This is a genomic window from Streptomyces sp. NPDC019224 (assembly GCF_040632605.1).
Lineage (GTDB): Bacteria > Actinomycetota > Actinomycetes > Streptomycetales > Streptomycetaceae > Streptomyces.
Map to the genome: position 1 here is coordinate 94924 of NZ_JBEYCF010000018.1, position 18464 is coordinate 113387.

General features: G+C 71.4%; 17 protein-coding genes. 14 read left to right on the forward strand and 3 right to left on the reverse strand.

Annotated elements, in window-relative coordinates:
• Positions 1-94: 94 nt before the first annotated feature.
• The 9 genes from ABZ564_RS14630 (at position 95) to ABZ564_RS14670 (ending at position 10559) form a co-directional block, all read left to right on the forward strand.
• Positions 95-877 (forward strand): enhanced serine sensitivity protein SseB C-terminal domain-containing protein, encoded by a 783-nt coding sequence (locus ABZ564_RS14630; RefSeq protein WP_360855107.1) that lies wholly within the window; start codon positions 95-97, stop codon positions 875-877.
• A gap of 424 nt (positions 878-1301) precedes the next feature.
• Positions 1302-2300, forward strand: coding sequence for an ABC transporter permease (locus ABZ564_RS14635; RefSeq protein WP_360855110.1), 999 nt, complete (start codon positions 1302-1304; stop codon positions 2298-2300).
• Between the two features lie 70 nt (positions 2301-2370).
• Positions 2371-4137 carry an ABC transporter substrate-binding protein gene (locus ABZ564_RS14640; RefSeq protein ID WP_360855113.1) on the forward strand — a complete coding sequence of 589 codons (1767 nt, stop codon included), beginning with the start codon at positions 2371-2373 and terminating at the stop codon, positions 4135-4137.
• A 139-nt stretch (positions 4138-4276) separates the two neighbouring features.
• Positions 4277-5287, forward strand: coding sequence for an ABC transporter permease (locus ABZ564_RS14645; protein ID WP_360855115.1), 1011 nt, complete (start codon positions 4277-4279; stop codon positions 5285-5287).
• Between the two features lie 35 nt (positions 5288-5322).
• Positions 5323-6369: an ABC transporter ATP-binding protein gene (locus ABZ564_RS14650; protein ID WP_360855213.1), complete on the forward strand. Its 1047-nt coding sequence runs from the start codon at positions 5323-5325 to the stop codon at positions 6367-6369.
• A gap of 14 nt (positions 6370-6383) precedes the next feature.
• Positions 6384-7616 (forward strand): dipeptide ABC transporter ATP-binding protein, encoded by a 1233-nt coding sequence (locus ABZ564_RS14655; protein ID WP_360855117.1) that lies wholly within the window; start codon positions 6384-6386, stop codon positions 7614-7616.
• Between the two features lie 18 nt (positions 7617-7634).
• Positions 7635-8294 carry a trimeric intracellular cation channel family protein gene (locus ABZ564_RS14660; RefSeq protein ID WP_360855119.1) on the forward strand — a complete coding sequence of 220 codons (660 nt, stop codon included), beginning with the start codon at positions 7635-7637 and terminating at the stop codon, positions 8292-8294.
• 58 nt (positions 8295-8352) lie between these two features.
• Positions 8353-9189 (forward strand): thioesterase family protein, encoded by an 837-nt coding sequence (locus tag ABZ564_RS14665; protein WP_360855122.1) that lies wholly within the window; start codon positions 8353-8355, stop codon positions 9187-9189.
• A 200-nt stretch (positions 9190-9389) separates the two neighbouring features.
• Positions 9390-10559, forward strand: a complete 1170-nt coding sequence (locus ABZ564_RS14670; protein ID WP_360855125.1) for a cysteine desulfurase family protein — start codon at positions 9390-9392, stop codon at positions 10557-10559.
• Here the strand turns inward: ABZ564_RS14670 and ABZ564_RS14675 are convergent.
• Positions 10556-11236: an N-acetylmuramoyl-L-alanine amidase gene (locus ABZ564_RS14675; RefSeq protein ID WP_360855128.1), complete on the reverse strand. Its 681-nt coding sequence runs from the start codon at positions 11234-11236 to the stop codon at positions 10556-10558. The genes ABZ564_RS14670 and ABZ564_RS14675 overlap by 4 nt on opposite strands.
• A gap of 61 nt (positions 11237-11297) precedes the next feature.
• Between ABZ564_RS14675 and mnmA the strand changes: the two genes are divergently transcribed.
• Positions 11298-12428 (forward strand): tRNA 2-thiouridine(34) synthase MnmA, encoded by a 1131-nt coding sequence (mnmA, locus tag ABZ564_RS14680; RefSeq protein WP_360855131.1) that lies wholly within the window; start codon positions 11298-11300, stop codon positions 12426-12428.
• 149 nt (positions 12429-12577) lie between these two features.
• On the opposite strand, the gene ABZ564_RS14685 is transcribed toward mnmA, so the two are convergent.
• Both ABZ564_RS14685 and ABZ564_RS14690 read right to left on the reverse strand, forming a co-directional pair.
• Positions 12578-13378 carry an alpha/beta hydrolase gene (locus ABZ564_RS14685; protein WP_360855133.1) on the reverse strand — a complete coding sequence of 267 codons (801 nt, stop codon included), beginning with the start codon at positions 13376-13378 and terminating at the stop codon, positions 12578-12580.
• Between the two features lie 66 nt (positions 13379-13444).
• Positions 13445-13780: a DUF427 domain-containing protein gene (locus ABZ564_RS14690; protein ID WP_360855137.1), complete on the reverse strand. Its 336-nt coding sequence runs from the start codon at positions 13778-13780 to the stop codon at positions 13445-13447.
• A 77-nt stretch (positions 13781-13857) separates the two neighbouring features.
• Between ABZ564_RS14690 and ABZ564_RS14695 the strand changes: the two genes are divergently transcribed.
• The 4 genes from ABZ564_RS14695 to ligA are packed head-to-tail and all read left to right on the forward strand — an operon-like array spanning position 13858 to position 18424.
• Positions 13858-14397, forward strand: coding sequence for a TIGR00730 family Rossman fold protein (locus tag ABZ564_RS14695; RefSeq protein WP_360855140.1), 540 nt, complete (start codon positions 13858-13860; stop codon positions 14395-14397).
• A gap of 38 nt (positions 14398-14435) precedes the next feature.
• The gene (locus ABZ564_RS14700) at positions 14436-15125 is read left to right on the forward strand and encodes an SDR family oxidoreductase (protein ID WP_360855143.1); all 690 of its coding nucleotides are present in this window, start codon (positions 14436-14438) and stop codon (positions 15123-15125) included.
• Positions 15126-15154: 29 nt separating this feature from the next.
• The gene (locus ABZ564_RS14705) at positions 15155-16180 is read left to right on the forward strand and encodes a methionine synthase (protein WP_360855146.1); all 1026 of its coding nucleotides are present in this window, start codon (positions 15155-15157) and stop codon (positions 16178-16180) included.
• A gap of 30 nt (positions 16181-16210) precedes the next feature.
• Positions 16211-18424 (forward strand): NAD-dependent DNA ligase LigA, encoded by a 2214-nt coding sequence (gene ligA, locus ABZ564_RS14710; RefSeq protein ID WP_360855149.1) that lies wholly within the window; start codon positions 16211-16213, stop codon positions 18422-18424.
• The last annotated feature ends 40 nt before the right edge of the window (positions 18425-18464 follow it).

Here is an 18464-nt window from a genome sequence, read left to right on the forward strand (position 1 = left end):
CGGTGGCCGAAGGCCGGTGGTTCGGCACCGCGCCGTACCGAGTGCCCCGGGACGCCGGGCCGAAACAGAGGATCTACGAGGGGCGGGACCCAGGGTGAGCGCGTCAGGCACCGCGGCGGCCGGTCAGGTCGAGCACATGCTGCGCCAGGTCGCGCCCGGGCGCTACGACGCGTACGAGGCGCTGCTCCAGGCCCTGGCGGCCGGCCGGGTCTGGATGCTCCTGTGGCACGGCCGCCCCGGCGCCCCCGACGCCCAGTACGGCAACATGGAGGTCGAGGGCCTCGGCTACGCCCCGTGCGTCACCTCCCCCCAGGAACTGGCCGCCAGTGGCTGGAGCCGGGACCACGAGGTCGTCGCCGGCCTCGACATCGCCCGCTCCCTCTACCCCGACCGCTGGGGTATCTGGCTCAATCCGCACGCCCCCGGCGGCGGCGTCGGCATCCCCTGGCTGGACCTGCGCCGCATTGCCACCGGCCTCGACCGGATGCCCGCCGGGCCGCTGCGGATCAGCGAACCCGCCATCGAGCTCCCGCAGTTCTACGCCCAGCTCGCGCAGAACGCCCACCGCACCCCCGCCGTCCGCTCGCTGCGCCGCGCCTGGGTGCAGCCCGCGCTCGGCGTCCCGTACCTCGCCGTCGGCCTCGACCTGTACGACACGAGCGGACCGGCCGTCGACGCGGTGCGGGCCATGATGCGCCAGTCCGTCGGCGCCGTACCCGAGGGGCTGCCGGTCTCCACGGTCGCGATGTCCGACGAGTACGACCCGGTCGCGATGTGGCTGCGCGCCAACTCCCGCCCCTTCTACGACCGCGAGGCGCACGCCGCGCCCGGTTACGGCTACCCCCGGACCCCCGGCCCCGCCCCGCACGCGTACTGAGACGCTCCCCCGCCCGTCGCGACGGACAAAGCGCTGCGTGGCCGGACATGTCCTCCTTGACGTCTGCCCAAATCACCACCCCATCAATCCTGTTGGGCGCCATGTCCGGTCTGGTGGATTAGCGGCCGAACGGTCCGCTCACTCCACCGGGCTGTCCGGATAACGGAAGCCCGCTGCCCGCATCACGGTTGAGCAAACATTCCCCGTGAGGGCTGGCGGGTGATCACAGCCGCATTGAAGACTCCCCGCTAGTGAGGACCGTCCGGTATTTGTACGGGGTGCCCCGGCGGACACCTCGCGGGCGCGTCAACGCGTCCACCGCACCGCACACTTCAGCCGCACCCGATGCCGCGGCTGACACGCGCCAGGCCGTCACCGCGGCGAACAGGGCCGGTTACCGCCGGCGGGAGGGGTCGAAGGCACTGTGACCGCACCGATCGAGACCACCGGTTCGGCTGCCGAGGCGCAGCCGGAGGCAGTACTCACGGGGGCCAAGCAGAGCCAGATCGAAGGCCGTTCGCTCGGACGCATCGCCTGGACGCGCTTCAAGCGCGACAAGGTGGCGGTGGCGGGCGGCATCGTCGTCATCCTGCTGGTTCTCCTCGCCGTGCTCGCCAAGCCGATCCAGGCCGTCTTCGGGCTGGACCCCAACGAGTTCCACCAGGACCTCATCGACCCCGCGCTGCTCGCGCCCAAGGGCGACTGGGGCGGCATCAGCTGGAGCCACCCGCTGGGCGTCGAGCCGCAGTACGGCCGCGACATCATGACCCGCATCATCGAGGGCTCCTGGGTCTCCCTGGTCGTCGCCGTCGGCGCGACCCTGCTCTCCGTGGTGATCGGCGTCTTCTTCGGCGTCGTCTCCGGCTTCTACGGCGGCTGGGTGGACACCGTCATCAGCCGCATGATGGACACCTTCCTGGCCTTCCCGCTGCTGCTCTTCGCGATCTCCATCTCGGCGGCGCTGCAGGACGGGGCGTTCGGCCTGGAGGGGCTGCCGCTGCGCATCGCGGTCCTCATCTTCGTGATCGGCTTCTTCAGCTGGCCGTACATGGGCCGCATCGTGCGCGCCCAGACGATGAGCCTGCGCAACCGCGAATTCGTTGAAGCCGCAAGGTCGTTGGGTGCACGGGGCCCCTTCATCCTCTTCCGGGAACTGCTGCCGAACCTGGTGGCGCCCATCCTCGTCTACTCCACGCTGCTCATTCCCTCGAACATCCTCTTCGAGGCCGGGCTGAGCTACCTCGGTGTCGGTATCGCGCCGCCGCAGGCCTCGTGGGGCGGGATGCTCACCAACGCGATCGACTTCTACCAGAACGACCCGATGTACATGATCGTGCCGGGCGTGGCCATCTTCGTCACGGTCCTGGCGTTCAACCTGCTGGGAGACGGGCTGCGTGATGCCCTCGACCCCCGTAGCAAGTAGGAGTCCGGGCGCTCGCCATCGCGGCGGGCGGCAAGTCACGGCAACCATCGATCGAGGGGAATGTCCTCAGGTGAAGACCAGAAAAACGACAGCGGTGGTCGCCACAGCTGTGGTCCTGATGCTGGGAGCGTCCGCGTGCAACGGCTCCAAGGATGACAACGGCGGCGGCAAGAGCGGCGGCAGCGGCTCGGGTGCCACCGACGCCGCGCTGACGTCGATCGTCAACAAGTCGGACAAGAAGGGCGGCACCCTCAAGCTGGAGATGTCGGACGAGCCCGACTCGCTCGACCCCGGCAACACGTACTACGGCTGGGTGCAGAACTTCGCCCGCCTGTACGGCCGCACCCTCACGTCCTTCAAGCCGGCCGCCGGCAAGGAGGGCCTGGAGATCGTCCCGGACCTCGCGGAGGGCCTCGGCAAGCCGAGCGCGGACGCGAAGACCTGGACGTACACCCTGAAGAAGGGCCTCAAGTACGAGGACGGGTCGCCGATCACCTCGAAGGACATCAAGTACGCCATCGAGCGCTCCAACTTCGCGCCGGAGGCCCTGTCCAACGGCCCGACGTACTTCAAGGCCCACCTCATCGGCGGCGACAAGTACAAGGGCCCGTACAAGGACAAGAACCCGAACGGCATCGCCTCCATCGAGACGCCGGACGACTCCACGATCATCTTCAAGCTGAAGGACGCCTTCGCGGACTTCGACTACCTGGCGACCTTCTCGCAGACGGCCCCCGTGCCGGCCGTGAAGGACAAGGGCGCCGACTACGTGAAGCAGATCGTGTCCTCGGGCCCGTACAAGTTCGAGTCGTACGAGGAGGGCCGCGGCGCGACCCTCGTCCGTAACGACCAGTGGGACCCGAAGACCGACACGATCCGCCCGGCGCTGCCGGACAAGGTGACGGTCCGCTTCAAGGTGAAGCAGGAGACGGTCGACAACAACCTGATCGCCGACAACATCACCGTCGACGGCGCGGGCACCGGTGTCGCGCCGGCGACCCAGCCGAAGGTCCTCACCAAGCCGGACCTGAAGAAGCAGACCGACAACTCGTACGCGGGCGCCACCTCGTACATCGGTCTGAACGTCAACGTGAAGCCGTTCGACAACATCCACTGCCGCAAGGCCGTGCAGTGGGGCATCGACAAGGCCTCGGTCCAGGCCGCACAGGGCGGTGACCCCAAGGGCGACGTCGCCACGACGCTGCTGCCGCCGACGGTCAACGGCTACGCCAAGTTCGACCTGTACGAGTCCGCCGGCCACAAGGGCGACGAGGCGAAGGCCAAGGACGAGCTGAAGCAGTGCGGCAAGCCGAACGGCTTCGACACCAAGATCTCGGCCCGCTCCGACCGCCCCGCCGAGATGGCCATGGTCACCGCCGTGCAGGCGTCGCTCAAGAAGATCGGCGTCAACGCCGAGATCAAGAGCTACCCGGCCGGCAAGTACTTCCAGAACTTCGCGGGCAACCCGAGCTACGTGCACGCCAACAAGCTCGGCATGATCATGAGCGCCTGGGGCGCCGACTGGCCGACCGGCTTCGGCTTCCTGGACCAGATCATCAACGGCTCCGCCATCAAGCCGTCCGGTGGCAACAACGTCCAGGAGCTGGACGACCCCAAGATCAACAAGATGCTCAACGAGGGCATCGCCAACACCGATGACGCCGCTCGCGCCAAGGCGTGGGGCGACATCGACAAGGCCGTGGCCGAGGGTGCCACCGCCGTGCCGCTGATCTACCGCAAGAACCTGCTGCTGCGTCCGGCCTCCGCGACGAACGTCACGGTCACCCAGGCCTACCTCGGCATGTACGACTACGTGCTGATGGGCTCCGCCAAGTAGGAACGGCCCCGTCCCCGGGCCGCGCAGGCGGCCCGGGGACGGCCTCCGGACCCCCAGAATTGTCCCGAAAGGCAGGTGAAGGCACGGTGTCGGACCGCTCGGGTCACCCCCGGCGAACCGGTACCGGCGCCGGATAGCTGTGGCTGCGTACATCATCCGACGCGTCTTCGGCGCGGTACTGCTGCTGTTGATCGTCAGCGCAGTCACCTTCGCGATCTTCTTCCTCGTCCCCCGACTGGCCGGGCAGACGATGGACCAGTTGGCGGCCCAGTACGTGGGCAAGGACGCCAATCCGCAGTCCATCCTCGCGGTCAAGCAGAACCTCGGTCTCGACCAGCCGCTGTACGTCCAGTACTGGCACTTCCTCAAGCAGCTGTTCGTCGGCGCCGACTTCCAGTTCGGCCCCGAGGCCACGCACTGCGGTGTGCCGTGCTTCGGCTACTCCTTCAAGCGGCACGTGGAGGTGTGGCCCGAGCTGACCGCGCGGATCCCGGTCACCTTCTCGCTGGCCATCGGCGCGGCCGTGATCTGGCTGATCAGCGGGGTGGCGATCGGTGTCGTCTCCGCGCTGAAGCGGGGCTCGATCCTCGACCGCTTCTTCATGGGCGTCGCGCTCGCCGGCGTCTCGCTGCCGATCTTCTTCACCGGCATGCTCGCCCTGGGCGTGTTCACTGTCCAGTGGCCCGTGTGGGAGGGCATCACCTACGTACCCTTCACTGACAGTCCGCCGGACTGGGCGTGGAACATGCTCATCCCGTGGTGCTCGCTCGCCTTCCTCTACTCCGCGCTCTACGCCCGCCTCACCAGAGCCGGGATGCTGGAGACGATGGGGGAGGACTACATCCGCACCGCACGCGCCAAGGGCCTGCGCGAGAGCCGTGTCATCGGGAAGCACGGGCTGCGGGCCGCTCTCACCCCCATCGTGACCATCTTCGGCATGGACTTCGGTCTGCTGGTCGGCGGCGCGGTGATCACCGAGACCGTGTTCTCGTTCCCCGGGCTGGGCCAGTACGCGATCAAGAGCGTGCAGGAGAACGACCTCCCGATCGTCATGGGCGTGACGCTCGTCGCCGCCTTCTTCATCGTCATCTGCAATCTGCTGGTGGATCTGGTGTACGCCGCCATCGACCCCAGGGTGAGGCTCTCGTGACCGACGTTTCCAAGACCGGGACGACGGGCGGGCCGGTGGCCGGCCGGCGCGCCGACGGCGAGGCCTTCCTCTCCGTGAAGGACCTGCGCATCCACTTCCGGACCGACGACGGCCTGGTCAAGTCGGTGGACGGCGTCAGCTTTGACGTGAAGCCCGGGCAGACCCTCGGCATCGTCGGCGAGTCCGGCTCCGGCAAGTCCGTCACCTCGCTCGGCATTCTCGGCCTGCACCGCACCGCCGCCAACGCCCGCATCTCCGGCGAGGTCTGGCTGGACGGCGAGGAGCTGCTCGGAGCGTCCGACAACCGGGTGCGCGAGCTGCGCGGCCGCAAGATGGCCATGATCTTCCAGGACCCGCTCTCCGCGATGCACCCGTACTTCACGGTCGGCGGGCAGATCGTGGAGGCCTACCGGGTCCACCACAAGGTCAGCAAGAAGGCCGCCCGCACCCGGGCGATCGAGATGCTGGACCGGGTCGGCATCCCCGAGCCGCACAAGCGCGTCGACTCCCACCCGCACGAGTTCTCCGGCGGCATGCGCCAGCGCGCGATGATCGCGATGGCACTGGTCAACAACCCGGAACTGCTCATCGCCGACGAGCCGACCACTGCCCTGGACGTCACCGTCCAGGCGCAGATCCTGGATCTCATCCGGGACCTGCAGAAGGAGTTCGGCTCCGCCGTCATCATGATCACCCACGATCTGGGCGTCGTCGCCGAGATGGCCGACGATCTGCTGGTCATGTACGGCGGCCGGTGCGTCGAGCGCGGACCGGCGGAGAAGATCTTCTACGAGCCCCAGCACCCGTACACCTGGGGCCTGCTCACCTCGATGCCGCGCATCGACCGTGAGCAGACCGAGCGGCTGATTCCCGTCAAGGGCCAGCCCCCGTCGCTGATCAACGTCCCGAGCGGCTGTGCCTTCAACCCGCGCTGCCCGTACGCGGACATCCCTGAGGACAACCTCACCCGCACCAGGCGTCCCGAGCTGGAGCAGGTCGGTGCCGGCCACTTCTCCGCCTGCCACATGGCACAGGAGGAGCGGACCCGGATCTGGACCGAAGAGATTGCGCCGAAGCTGTGAGCGAGGCGAGCGAGATGAGCGACGTGAGCGAGAAGAAGGACGCCCCGGTGCTGGAGAAGGACGCGAAGATCCCGGCGCAGGCCACCGACTCGCGCGAGCCGCTGCTCAGGGTCGAGGGCCTGGTCAAGCACTTCCCGATCCGCTCGGGCCTGCTGCGGCGGCAGTCCGGCGCGGTGAAGGCCGTCGACGGCATCGACTTCGAGGTGTATCCGGGGGAGACCCTGGGCGTCGTCGGCGAGTCCGGCTGCGGCAAGTCGACCATGGGCCGGCTCATCACCCGGCTGATCGAGCCGACCGGCGGCAAGGTCGAGTTCGAGGGGCGCGACATCACGCACCTGTCCATGGGGCAGCTGCGGCCGATGCGCCGCGATGTCCAGATGATCTTCCAGGACCCGTACTCGTCGCTGAACCCGCGCCACACGATCGGCACGATCGTCAGCGCCCCGTTCCGGCTCCAGGGCGTGGAGCCCGAGGGCGGACTGAAGAACCACGTGCAGGAGCTGCTGTCGCTGGTCGGGCTGAGCCCCGAGCACTACAACCGCTACCCGCACGAGTTCTCCGGCGGACAGCGTCAGCGCATCGGCATCGCCCGCGCGCTGGCCCTGCGTCCCAAACTGGTCGTCGCCGACGAGCCGGTCTCCGCGCTGGACGTGTCGATCCAGGCCCAGGTGGTGAACCTGCTCGACGACCTCCAGACCGAGCTGGGTCTGACGTACGTGATCATCGCGCACGACCTGTCGGTGATCCGCCACGTCTCGGACCGGATCGCGGTCATGTACCTCGGCAAGATCGTCGAGCTCGCGGACCGCACGTCGCTGTACGAGGCGCCGATGCACCCGTACACCAAGGCGCTGATGTCCGCGGTGCCGGTGCCGGATCCGCGCCGGCGGGGTGCGAAGAGCGAGCGCATCCTGCTCAAGGGCGACGTCCCCTCGCCGATCTCGCCGCCCTCCGGCTGCCGGTTCCACACCCGGTGCTGGAAGGCCACGGAGGTCTGCGCGACGCAGGAGCCGCCGCTCATCGCGCTCAGGACCGGCCACCAGGTCGCCTGCCACCACCCGGAGAACGCGCCGGACCAGGCACCCGGGGAGCAGGTCCTGGCGGGGGCGCGGGAAGCGGTCGAGCTGGTGACGGCCGCGAAGGCGGAAGGGGGCGCGCCGGAGACGGAGGCAGAGGCTCCGGAGCCGGCCGCGGCCGACGCGCCCGCCGAGGCCCCCGACTCGTCGCCGGACAGCCCGAAAGAGTAGTACGGGCACAATTGCCCGGTGCTCAACGAACTGTTCACGCCCTCCGTCCAGCATGCGCTCGACATCGTCGGGATCTTCGTCTTCGCGATCTCGGGCGCCCTGCTCGCCGTACGCAAGAACTTCGATGTCTTCGGCATCGCGGTGCTCGCCGAGGTGACCGCGCTGGGCGGAGGGCTCTTCCGCGACCTGGTCATCGGTGCGGTGCCACCGGCCGCCTTCACGGATCTGGGGTACTTCACGACCCCGCTGCTCGCCGCGGGGCTGGTCTTCTTCCTGCACCCGCACGTGGAGCGCATCCAGGCCGGGGTCAACGTCTTCGACGCCGCCGGCCTCGGGCTGTTCTGCGTCACCGGCACGGTGAAGGCGTACGACTACGGCCTCGGCCTCACCTCCTCGGCGGCCCTCGGCCTGGCGACGGCGGTCGGCGGCGGTGTGCTGCGGGACGTCCTGGCCAACGAGGTCCCGTCGCTGCTGCGCTGGGACCGGGACCTGTACGCGGTGCCCGCCATCGTCGGGGCCACCGTGATCGTGCTCTGCATCCGCTTCGACGCGCTGAACGCCCTGACCAGCGGCGCGGCCGTGATCGCCGCGTTCGTCCTGCGGCTGCTGGCACTCCGCTTCCACTGGCGGGCCCCGCGCGCCTACAACCGGCGCTCCGCGCAGGCGGACGAGGGGTGACGGACTCCGCACAGCAAAAAGCTACCGCTCAGTAATAGAATCGGTGTACGGTGCGCCCATGGCACAGGCAACCATCGGGGACAGCGAGTTCGACCGGGACACCGCCGTCACCCTGCGCGAAGAGGGCGTCTACGACGCGGAGCTCTCGGCCGGCTGGACGATCATCCAGGCCGTCAACGGCGGCTATCTGCTGGCGATACTCGGCCGCGCGCTCGCCGAGGCCCTTCCGCACGGCGACCCGTTCACCGTCTCCGCCCACTACCTGACCGCGTCGGTGCCCGGCCCCGCCCTGATCCGCACCGAGACCGTCCGCACCGGCCGCACCCTGTCCACCGGGCAGGCGTCCCTCTTCCAGTACGCCGAGGACGGCACCGAGGTCGAGCGCATCCGCGTCCTCGCCACCTACGGCGACCTGGACGCGCTGAGCGACGACGTCCGCACCTCCGCCAAGCCGCCGGCCATCCCGCCCCGCGAGCACTGCCTGGGCCCGGGTGACGGCCCGGCGCCGATCCCCGGCAGCTCCGCCATCACCGAGCGGCTCGACATCAAGCTCGACCCGGCGACCATCGGCTGGGCCGTCGGGCAGCCGTCCGGCAGGGGCGAGATGCGCGGCTGGTTCGGGCTGGCCGACGGCCGCGACCCCGACCCGTTCTCCCTGCTGCTCACCGTGGACGCGCTGCCGCCCACCTCGTTCGAGCTGGGGCTCAAGGGCTGGACCCCGACCATCGAGCTGACCACCCACGTCCGCTGCCGCCCGGCCCCGGGCCCGCTCCGCGTCTCCATCACCACCCGCAACCTGGCGGGCGGCTTCCTGGAGGAGGACGCGGACGTCTGGGACAGCGCCGACCGCCTGGTCGCCCAGTCCCGCCAGCTGGCCCGCGCCCCGCGCGGCTGACCCCCCTTCCTTTCCGCGGGCGCCCCGGGCCGGCAGGACCGGGGCCGCGCGGCGGGTCATCGCCCTCCTCGCCACCGGAAACGGCGTCGCCGCCCGGGACTTTCGGCGGCCGGCCGGCACCGCCGTTTCCGGTGCGCGGGCCCCGGGACCCCATGCGCCCGGCGTACGCCCCGCCGCGGGCTCGTAGAATCGAGCCCACCATGGCTTACCTCGACCACGCCGCGACCACGCCGATGCTTCCGGAGGCGATCGCGGCGATGACCGCGCAGCTCGCCGTCACCGGCAACGCGTCCTCACTCCACGCCGCCGGGCGCCGGGCCCGCCGTACCGTCGAGGAGTCCCGGGAATCCCTCGCCGACGCCCTCGGCGCCCGTCCCAGCGAGGTGGTCTTCACCTCCGGCGGCACCGAGGCGGACAACCTCGCGGTGAAGGGCCTGTACTGGGCCCGCCGCGACGCCGACCCCCGCCGCACCCGGGTCCTGGTCAGCCCCGTCGAGCACCACGCGGTGCTCGACGCCGTCGACTGGCTCGCCACCCACGAGGGCGCGAACGTCGAGTACCTCCCCGTCGACCGGTACGGGCGCGTCCACCCCGAGGCGCTGCGCGAGGCGGTCCTGCGCGATCCCGGCGACGTGGCACTGATCACCGTGATGTGGGCCAACAACGAGATCGGCACCATCCTGCCGGTACGCGAACTGGCCGAGGTGGCCCGAGAGTTCGAGATCCCGATGCATGCCGACGCGGTTCAGGCGTTCGGGCAGCTCGACGTGGACTTCGCCGCGTCCGGGCTGGCCGCGATGACCGTCAGCGCGCACAAGATCGGCGGCCCCACCGGCGTCGGCGCGCTGCTGCTCGGCCGCGAGCACACCCCGGTGCCCGTGCTGCACGGCGGCGGGCAGGAGCGCCACGTCCGTTCCGGCACCCTGGACGTGGCGGGCATCGCCTCGTTCGCCGTCGCCGGACGGCTCGCCGCGGACCGGCGCGAGGACTTCGCCCGGGAGACCGGGGCGCTCCGCGACGAGCTGGCCGCCGCCGTCCTGGCGGAGGTCCCCGACGCCCTGCTCGGCGGCGACCCGGCACCGGGCGGCCGCCTGCCGGCCAACGCGCACTTCACCTTCCCCGGCTGCGAGGGCGACTCGCTCCTGCTGCTCCTGGACGCCCAGGGCATCGAGTGCTCCACCGGCTCCGCCTGCACCGCCGGGATCGCCCAGCCCAGCCACGTCCTGCTCGCCACCGGCACCGATCCGGACCTGGCCCGCGGCACCCTGCGCTTCTCGCTCGGCCACACCTCCACCGAGCAGGACGTGGAGGACGTGGCCCGCGCGATCGGCCCGGCGGTCGAACGGGCGAGGTCGGCGGGGCTGAGCTAGGCCCTCTCGGAGGCGGGGGCAGAGGCCGCGCGGCGGACCAGCTCCATGTAGCGGTCCCAGTCCCAGCCGCGGCCCGGGTCCGTGTGGTCGGCGCCCGGCACCTCGACGTGCCCGATGATGTGCTCGCGGTCCACCGGGATGCCGTACCGCCCGCATATCGCCGCGGTGAGCCTGGCGGACGCCCCGTACATCGCGGCGGTGAAGTCCTGCGGGCGCTCCACGAAGCCCTCGTGCTCGATGCCCACGCTGCGTTCGTTGTACGAGCGGTTGCCGGCGTGGAACGCCACGTCCAGCTCGCGGATCATCTGCGTCACATGGCCGTCCTTGCGCACCACGTAGTGGGCCGCCGCCCGGTGCCCGGGGTCCTGGAAGGCGCGGACCGCGCTGCTGAAGCTGCCCTGGGTGACATGGACGACCACCCGGTCGATGCCGTAGTCGTCGGGGCGGTCCGCCCGCCGCCAGTTCGCGTCGGCCGCCGCCACCCACCGCGCCCGCGCGTAGTCCACCGCGCCCGGGGTGCGCGGCTTCTCCACGCCCGGCAGCCGCCACCAGGCGCGCTTCAGGCGGTCCCGCGCCAGCGCCGCCATCCCCACGGCCGTGACGGCGCCGCCGATCAGCACCGAGCGTCGGCTGATGCCGGTCCCGGTGCCCGCTCCCGCCGTCCCCTTGGTCCCCATGTGAGGGACAACGCTTATCCGCGAGCTTTCGGTTCCCGCTCCCACGTACCCTGGTGGAGCTATGACTGAGACTCCCCAGCGCCCCCTCCGTGTGCTCGCCGCCATGTCGGGCGGCGTCGACTCCGCCGTCGCCGCGGCCCGCGCCGCCGAGGCGGGTCACGACGTGACCGGTGTGCACCTCGCCCTCTCCGCGAACCCGCAGTCCTTCCGGACCGGCGCCCGGGGCTGTTGCACCATCGAGGACTCCCGCGACGCCCGCCGCGCCGCGGACGTCATCGGCATCCCCTTCTACGTCTGGGACCTGGCCGAACGCTTCCGCGAGGACGTCGTGGAGGACTTCGTCGCCGAGTACGAGGCGGGGCGCACCCCCAACCCGTGCCTGCGCTGCAACGAGAAGATCAAGTTCGCCGCGCTGCTGGACAAGGCCCTCGCGCTCGGCTTCGACGCGGTGTGCACCGGTCACTACGCCACCGTGGTCACCGGCGCGGACGGCAACCGGGAACTGCACCGGGCCTCGGACATGGCCAAGGACCAGAGCTATGTGCTCGGCGTCCTGGACGAGCGCCAGCTCGCCCACGCGATGTTCCCCCTCGGCGACACCCTCACCACCAAGGACGAGATCCGCGCCGAGGCGGAGCGCCGGGGCCTCGCGGTCGCCAAGAAGCCCGACAGCCACGACATCTGCTTCATCGCGGACGGCGACACCCAGGGCTTCCTCGCGAACCGCCTCGGCGGCAGGGCGGAGGGCGACATCCTGGACGAGTCCGGGGCGAAGCTCGGCACCCACGACGGCGCCTTCGGCTTCACCATCGGCCAGCGCAAGGGCCTGCGCATCGGCCACCCGGCCCCCGACGGCAAGCCGCGCTACGTCCTGGACATCTCCCCGGTGAACAACACGGTGACCGTCGGCCCCGCCGAGGCCCTGGACGTCACCGCGCTCACCGCGATCAAGCCCCGCTGGTGCGGCACCCCGCCCTCGGGCCCGGGCACGTACACCGCGCAGCTGCGCGCCCACGGCGGCGAGACCGAGGTGACCGCCGAGCTGACCGACGGCACCCTGCACGTCACGTTCACCGAGCCGGTCCGGGGCGTGGCCCCCGGCCAGGCGGTCGTGCTGTACGACGGCACCCGCGTGGTCGGCTCCGCGACGATCGCGACGACGGTACGCCGGGAGCGCGCGGCGGCGGGCTGAGCCCCAGGCTGCGGCGTACCCCCGTAGCCCCGGCTGCCGCGTACCCACGTGAAGGACCCGCGTACGCGAAAAGCCCCGCGCGGCAACGCCCGACCCCGGTACGGGCGTGACCGCGCGAGGTGTTCGGGCCCCCCGGCCCGTCCGGGTGCTCAGGACGCCTGGCGGGCGTACACGTCGCGGCCGAAGAACTCCGCCAGCACCGGGGCGATCGCCTGCGGCGCCAGTTCGCGGGTCTGGCCGGTCAGAGTGCGGTGGCGGCCCCGGGGCAGCGCGTCCGCGAGCAGCCGGGTCGCCGACCTCGCGGTGGCCGAGCTGAAGCCGCCGCAGACGACCAGGGTGCGGGCCGTCACCGCGGCCAGCCGCCCCACCGGCACCGAGCCGTCGCCCAGCAGCGCGTCGTCGTACACCAGGGTGTGCGCCACGGACTCCAGGGTCCGCCACAGCGGCGCCCCCCGCATCCTGGCGACCGTGCCGGCCGGGACCCCCGTGACGGTCAGGAACAGCTCCACCGCGCCGCCCCGGTCCCCGGCGGCCAGCAGCCGGTGCAGCCGGGCCGTGCAGTCGGCCTTGAACAGCAGTCCGGCCGGCCCCGGCGTGTACGTCGGCTCGTACACCGCGAGCCGGTCCGCCGGCAGCCCGGCCGCCTGCGCCTCCAGGGCCAGCGCGCCACCCGCCCCGACGCCGAACACGGCGGGCCGGCCGCCCGTCACGGCGGCCAGCGCCGCCAGGTCCTCGATCTCGCGCTCCACCGCGTAGCGCCCCGCGTCCCCGCTGGCGCCCCGGCCGCGCCGATCGTACGTGACGACCTCGAAGCGCGACGCGAGCAGACGCGCGAGCGGCTCCTCGGTGCCGGCCGTGCTCAGGGCCCCGCCGACCAGGATGACCGGCGGTCCTTCGCCCCGGCGCCGGTACGCGATCGGGGTGCCGTCGAGGGAGAGAGTCCTGTCCATGCGAGGGTGGACTGCTGGACCGTCACGAACTCATCGGCGCCCGCGGAAAGTTTTCCTGACGAGCTGTCAGCGTGCGATCAGCTCCGTGTCGTAGAAGCAGAAGTGGTCCTTGATCGCGGCCACTTCGTCCTTCGGCTCCGGGTACGCCCAGGCCAGATCGGCGGCCTCCGGCAGGGACCAGTAGGAGGCTTCCCCCTTGAACGGGCAGTGGGTGCGGGTGTCCGACGGCGTCAGGAGTTCGGTGCGGACATCCTCCGGCGGCAGGTAGTAGCGGACCGGACAGCCCGTCTCGCGCAGGACGAGCGGGCGGCGGCTCTCGGCGAGCAGCAGGCCGTCGCGGAGCACCCGCACATGCTCGGTGCCGGGCTCGACGGTGATGTGGTGTCCTCGGGTGGAAGTCATGCCTTCCTCAGCCGTTCGCGGCCCGGGATTGTTCCCCGGATGCGGGGGGTGCGGCGGCGGCCTCTACCGTGGCACCCATGAACATCTGCGTCTTCCTCTCCGCCGCCGACCTCGACGACCGCTACACCGTGCCCGCCCGCGAATTCGCCGAGCTGCTCGGGCGCGGCGGGCACACCCTGGTCTGGGGCGGTTCGGAGAGCGGCCTGATGAAGGTCGTCGCCGACGGCGTCCAGGAGGCCGGCGGGAAGCTCGTCGGGGTGTCGGTGGACTTCCTGGCCGCGAAGGCGCGGACCGACGCCGACGAGATGGTGATCGCCCGCGACCTCGCCGAGCGCAAGGCGCTCCTGCTGGCGAAGTCCGACGCGATCGTCATCATGGTCGGCGGCACCGGGACGCTCGACGAGGCCACCGAGATCCTGGAGCTGAAGAAGCACGGCAAGCACGCCAAGCCGGTCGTCCTGCTCAACACCGCCGGCTTCTACGACGGCCTGCACGAGCAGTTCCGGCGCATGGAGGACGAGGGCTTCCTGCCGCTCCCGCTGACCGAACTGGTGTTCTTCGCGGAGGACGGCGTCGGCGCCCTGGCCTACCTGGAGGAGCGGGCCGGCCTGCAGTGACGTACGGGCCCCCGGACCGCGGGTGCGACGATGGGGCCATGTCCACTCACCTCATCACCGGTGCCGGCTCCGGCATCGGCGCAGCGGTCGCCCGGCGTCTCACCGAACGCGGGGACGACCTCGTCCTGCTGGCCCGCGACGCGGGCCGCGCCAAGGAGCTGGCCGCGCTCCACCCCGGCGCCCGCACCCTCGTCGGCGACCTGACCAACCCGGACCGGCTCTCCTGGGCCCTCGCCCAGCAGAGCGTGCCGGAACGGCTCGACTCGCTGCTGCACATCGCGGGCGTCGTGGAGCTCGGCCTGGTCGGCGAGCTGACCCCCAAGGCATGGCACCTCCAGCTCGACGTCAACCTCGTCGCCCCCGCCGAGCTGACCCGCCTCCTGCTGCCCCAACTGCGCGTCGCCCAGGGCCACGTCCTGTTCGTCAACTCCGGCGCCGGGCTCTCCGCGAGCCCCGAGTGGAGCGCGTACGCCGCCAGCAAGCACGGCCTGAAGGCGCTCGCCGACTCGCTGCGCCACGAGGAGCACGCCGCCGGCGTCCGCGTCACGTCCGTCTACCCGGGCCGCACCGCCAGCCCCATGCAGGAGAAGGTCCACCGGCAGGAGGGCAAGGAGTACGACCCCGCCCGCTGGATCGACCCCGAGTCCGTCGCCACCACGATCCTGATGGCGCTCGACCTGCCCCGTGACGCCGAGGTCAACGACCTCACCGTGCGCCCCGGCCGCTGAGCCCCCGGCCGCGCCCGTAGGCTTCCCGCGTGAGCGAGAACAGTGAGTTCAGGGACTGCCCGGCCACCGGGATCGGTTCGATGCCCGGGACGGACGCCCGGGAGGCGGCGAAGACCGTCACCGGATCCTTCGCGGCCGGCGAGGGCATGCCGTATCTGGCGGAGCTGCCGGCGCGCGGTCCGGGCGCCGACATGATCGGGCGGACGATCGGACTGCTCGCCGAGCTGTACGGGCACCTCGAGCCGAGCGGCTGGCGGATCAGCGACCGGCCCGGCCGCGACACCCGCCGGGCCAGGTCCTGGCTGGGCGAGGACCTGGACGCCCTGGAGGAGTTCACCCAGGGCTACGAGGGCCCGCTCAAGGTCCAGGCCGTGGGCCCCTGGACCCTGGCCGCCGCCCTGGAACGCCGGGGCGGCGAAGCCTTCCTCGGCGATCCGGGCGCCTGCCGCGACCTCGCGGAATCGCTCGCCGAGGGGCTGCGCGGTCACCTCGCCGAGGTGCGGCGCCGGGTGCCCGGCGCGCGCCTCGCCCTCCAGCTCGACGAGCCCTCCCTCACCGCCGTGCTGCGCGGCCGGGTCGGGACCGCGAGCGGCTACCGGACGTACCGGGCCGTGGACCGCCAGATCGTGGAGGCCACCCTGCGCGAGGTGCTGGCCGCGGCCGGCGACACCGCCACCCTCGTGCACACCTGCGCCCCCGAGGTGCCCTTCGCGCTGCTGCGGAGGGCCGGGGCGGACGGAATCTCCTTCGATCTCTCCCTTCTCACCGAGCGTGAGGAGGAGGCGGTCGGGGAAGCCGTCGAGGGCGGCACCCGGCTGCTCCTCGGGGTGGTGCCGGGCACCGACCCGGCCTCGGGCCGATTGTCGGACCCGGGCGGTAGCGTCATGGGTGTCAGGACGCTGTGGCGCAGGCTGGGGCTGAATCCGGGGACTCTGACCGAGTCCGTGACGGTCACCCCCTCGTGCGGTCTCGCGGGTGCGTCGCCCGCGTACGCACGGGCCGCGCTCGCCCATTGCGCCCGGGCCGCAAGATCGCTCGCAGACAACCCTGAGTAACGGGGCGCTGGGTAACGGGAGGACGGGACGATGGCCGGCGAAGAGCAGACCGCGGTGCCAGTTCAGGAGCAGGAGAGGCACAAGCTCCTCGCGGAACAGATCGAGGAGCACCGCTTCCGGTATTACGTGAACGACCAGCCGGTCGTCAGCGACGCCGAGTTCGACCGGCTGATGCGGGAGCTCCAGGCCCTGGAGGACGCCCACCCCCCGCTGCGCACCCCGGACTCGCCGACCCAGAAGGTCGCCGGGCCGTACCGCACGGAGTTCACCTCCGTCGAGCACCGCGAGCCGATGCTCTCCCTGGACAACGCCTTCGACGACGAGGAGCTGGCCGCCTGGGGCGAGCGCATCGCCCGGGAGGTGGGATCGTCCGGCCACCACTTCCTGTGCGAGCTGAAGATCGACGGCCTCGCCGTCAACCTCACGTACGAGAACGGCGTGCTGACCCGGGCCGCGACCCGCGGTGACGGCCGCACCGGCGAGGACATCACGCCCAACGTCCGCACCATCGCCGACATCCCGCACCGGCTGAAGGGCGACCGCGTCCCGCCGCTCGTCGAGGTCCGCGGCGAGGTCTTCTTCCCGATGGAGGGGTTCGAGGAGCTGAACGCCCGGCTGGTCGAGGCCGACGACAAGCCCTTCGCCAACCCCCGTAACGCGGCGGCGGGTTCGCTGCGCCAGAAGGACCCCAAGGTCACCGCAGGCCGACCGCTGCACATGGTGGTGCACGGCATCGGCGCCCGCGAGGGCCTCGACATCGACTGCCTCTCGCACGCCTACGAGCTGCTGCGCGAGTGGGGCCTGCCCACCGCCAAGTACAACAAGGTGGTCGACTCCCTCGCCGGTGTACGGGAGTTCATCGCGTACTTCGGCGAGCACCGGCACTCCGTGGAGCACGAGATCGACGGCGTCGTCGTCAAGCTCGACGAGATCCCGCTCCAGGGCCGGCTGGGCTCCACCTCCCGCGCCCCGCGCTGGGCCATCGCCTGGAAGTACGCGCCGGAGGAGGTCAACACCAAGCTGGTCAACATCCGCGTCGGCGTCGGCCGCACCGGTCGCGTCACCCCGTACGCCCAGGTCGAACCGGTCGTGGTGGCGGGCTCCGAGGTCGAGTTCGCCACCCTCCACAACCAGAACGTGGTCAAGGCCAAGGGCGTGCTCATCGGGGACACGGTGGTGCTCCGCAAGGCCGGCGACGTCATCCCGGAGATCCTCGGCCCCGTCGTCGACCTCCGCGACGGCACGGAGCGGGCGTTCGTCATGCCGACCCATTGCCCCGAGTGCGGTACGGAGCTGAAGCCCATGAAGGAGGCGGACGTCGACGTCCGCTGCCCCAACGCCCGCTCCTGTCCCGCCCAGTTGCGCGAGCGCGTCTCCTACCTCGCCGGCCGCAAGTGCCTCGACATCGACCACTTCGGTTACGTCGTCGCCGCCGCGCTGACCGCGCCGCTGGAGCCCGCCGAGCCTCCGCTGCGCGACGAGGGCGACCTCTTCGGACTGACCGTGGAGGAACTGCTGCCGATCCGGGCGTACGTCCTCGACCCGGACAGCGGGCTGCCCAAGCGCGACCCGAAGACCGGCGAGGAGAAGATCGCCCGGGTCTTCGCCAACCAGCAGGGCGAGCCCAAGAAGAACGCCCTCGCGATGCTTGACGCCATCGAGGCCGCCAAACAGGCCCCGCTGGCCCGCATCCTCACCGGCCTCTCCATCCGCCACGTCGGCCCGGTCGCGGCCCGGGAGCTGGCCCGCCAGTTCCGGTCCATCGACCGCATCGAGGAGGCCACCGAGCAGGAGCTGGCCGACGCCGACGGGGTCGGGCCCATCATCGCGGCCTCGGTCAAGCAGTGGTTCGCCGAGGACTGGCACCGCGAGATCCTGCGCAAGTGGCGCGAGGCCGGCGTCCGGATGGAGGACGAGGGGGCCGGCGAGGACGAGGGCCCCCGGCCCCTCGAAGGACTCATCGTCGTCGTCACGGGCACGCTGACCGGGCACACCAGGGACGGCGCGAAAGAGGCCCTGCAGAGCAGGGGCGCGAAGGTCACCGGTTCCGTTTCCAGGAAGACCTCCTTCGTCGTCGTCGGCGACAACCCCGGCACCAAGTACGACAAGGCGGTGCAGCTGAAGGTCCCGGTGCTCGACGAGACCGGCTTCGCGGTCCTGCTCGGCCAGGGGCCGGACGCGGCCCGCCAGGCGGCGCTCCCGGCCGGGGGACCGGCGGAGGAGGCGGCCGCACCCGGAGAGTGAGGGCCCGCCGACGCTCCGTCGGCATCACCCGGCCGGCGCC

Coding starts and splice junctions, on each gene's coding strand:
- ABZ564_RS14655 (WP_360855117.1), top strand. CDS start 6,384: ATGAGCGACGTGAGCGAGAAGAAGGACGCCCCGGTGCTGGAGAAGGAC.
- ABZ564_RS14665 (WP_360855122.1), top strand. CDS start 8,353: ATGGCACAGGCAACCATCGGGGACAGCGAGTTCGACCGGGACACCGCC.
- ABZ564_RS14670 (WP_360855125.1), top strand. CDS start 9,390: ATGGCTTACCTCGACCACGCCGCGACCACGCCGATGCTTCCGGAGGCG.
- ABZ564_RS14675 (WP_360855128.1), bottom strand. CDS start 11,236: ATGGGGACCAAGGGGACGGCGGGAGCGGGCACCGGGACCGGCATCAGC.
- mnmA (WP_360855131.1), top strand. CDS start 11,298: ATGACTGAGACTCCCCAGCGCCCCCTCCGTGTGCTCGCCGCCATGTCG.
- ABZ564_RS14685 (WP_360855133.1), bottom strand. CDS start 13,378: ATGGACAGGACTCTCTCCCTCGACGGCACCCCGATCGCGTACCGGCGC.
- ABZ564_RS14690 (WP_360855137.1), bottom strand. CDS start 13,780: ATGACTTCCACCCGAGGACACCACATCACCGTCGAGCCCGGCACCGAG.
- ABZ564_RS14695 (WP_360855140.1), top strand. CDS start 13,858: ATGAACATCTGCGTCTTCCTCTCCGCCGCCGACCTCGACGACCGCTAC.
- ABZ564_RS14700 (WP_360855143.1), top strand. CDS start 14,436: ATGTCCACTCACCTCATCACCGGTGCCGGCTCCGGCATCGGCGCAGCG.
- ligA (WP_360855149.1), top strand. CDS start 16,211: ATGGCCGGCGAAGAGCAGACCGCGGTGCCAGTTCAGGAGCAGGAGAGG.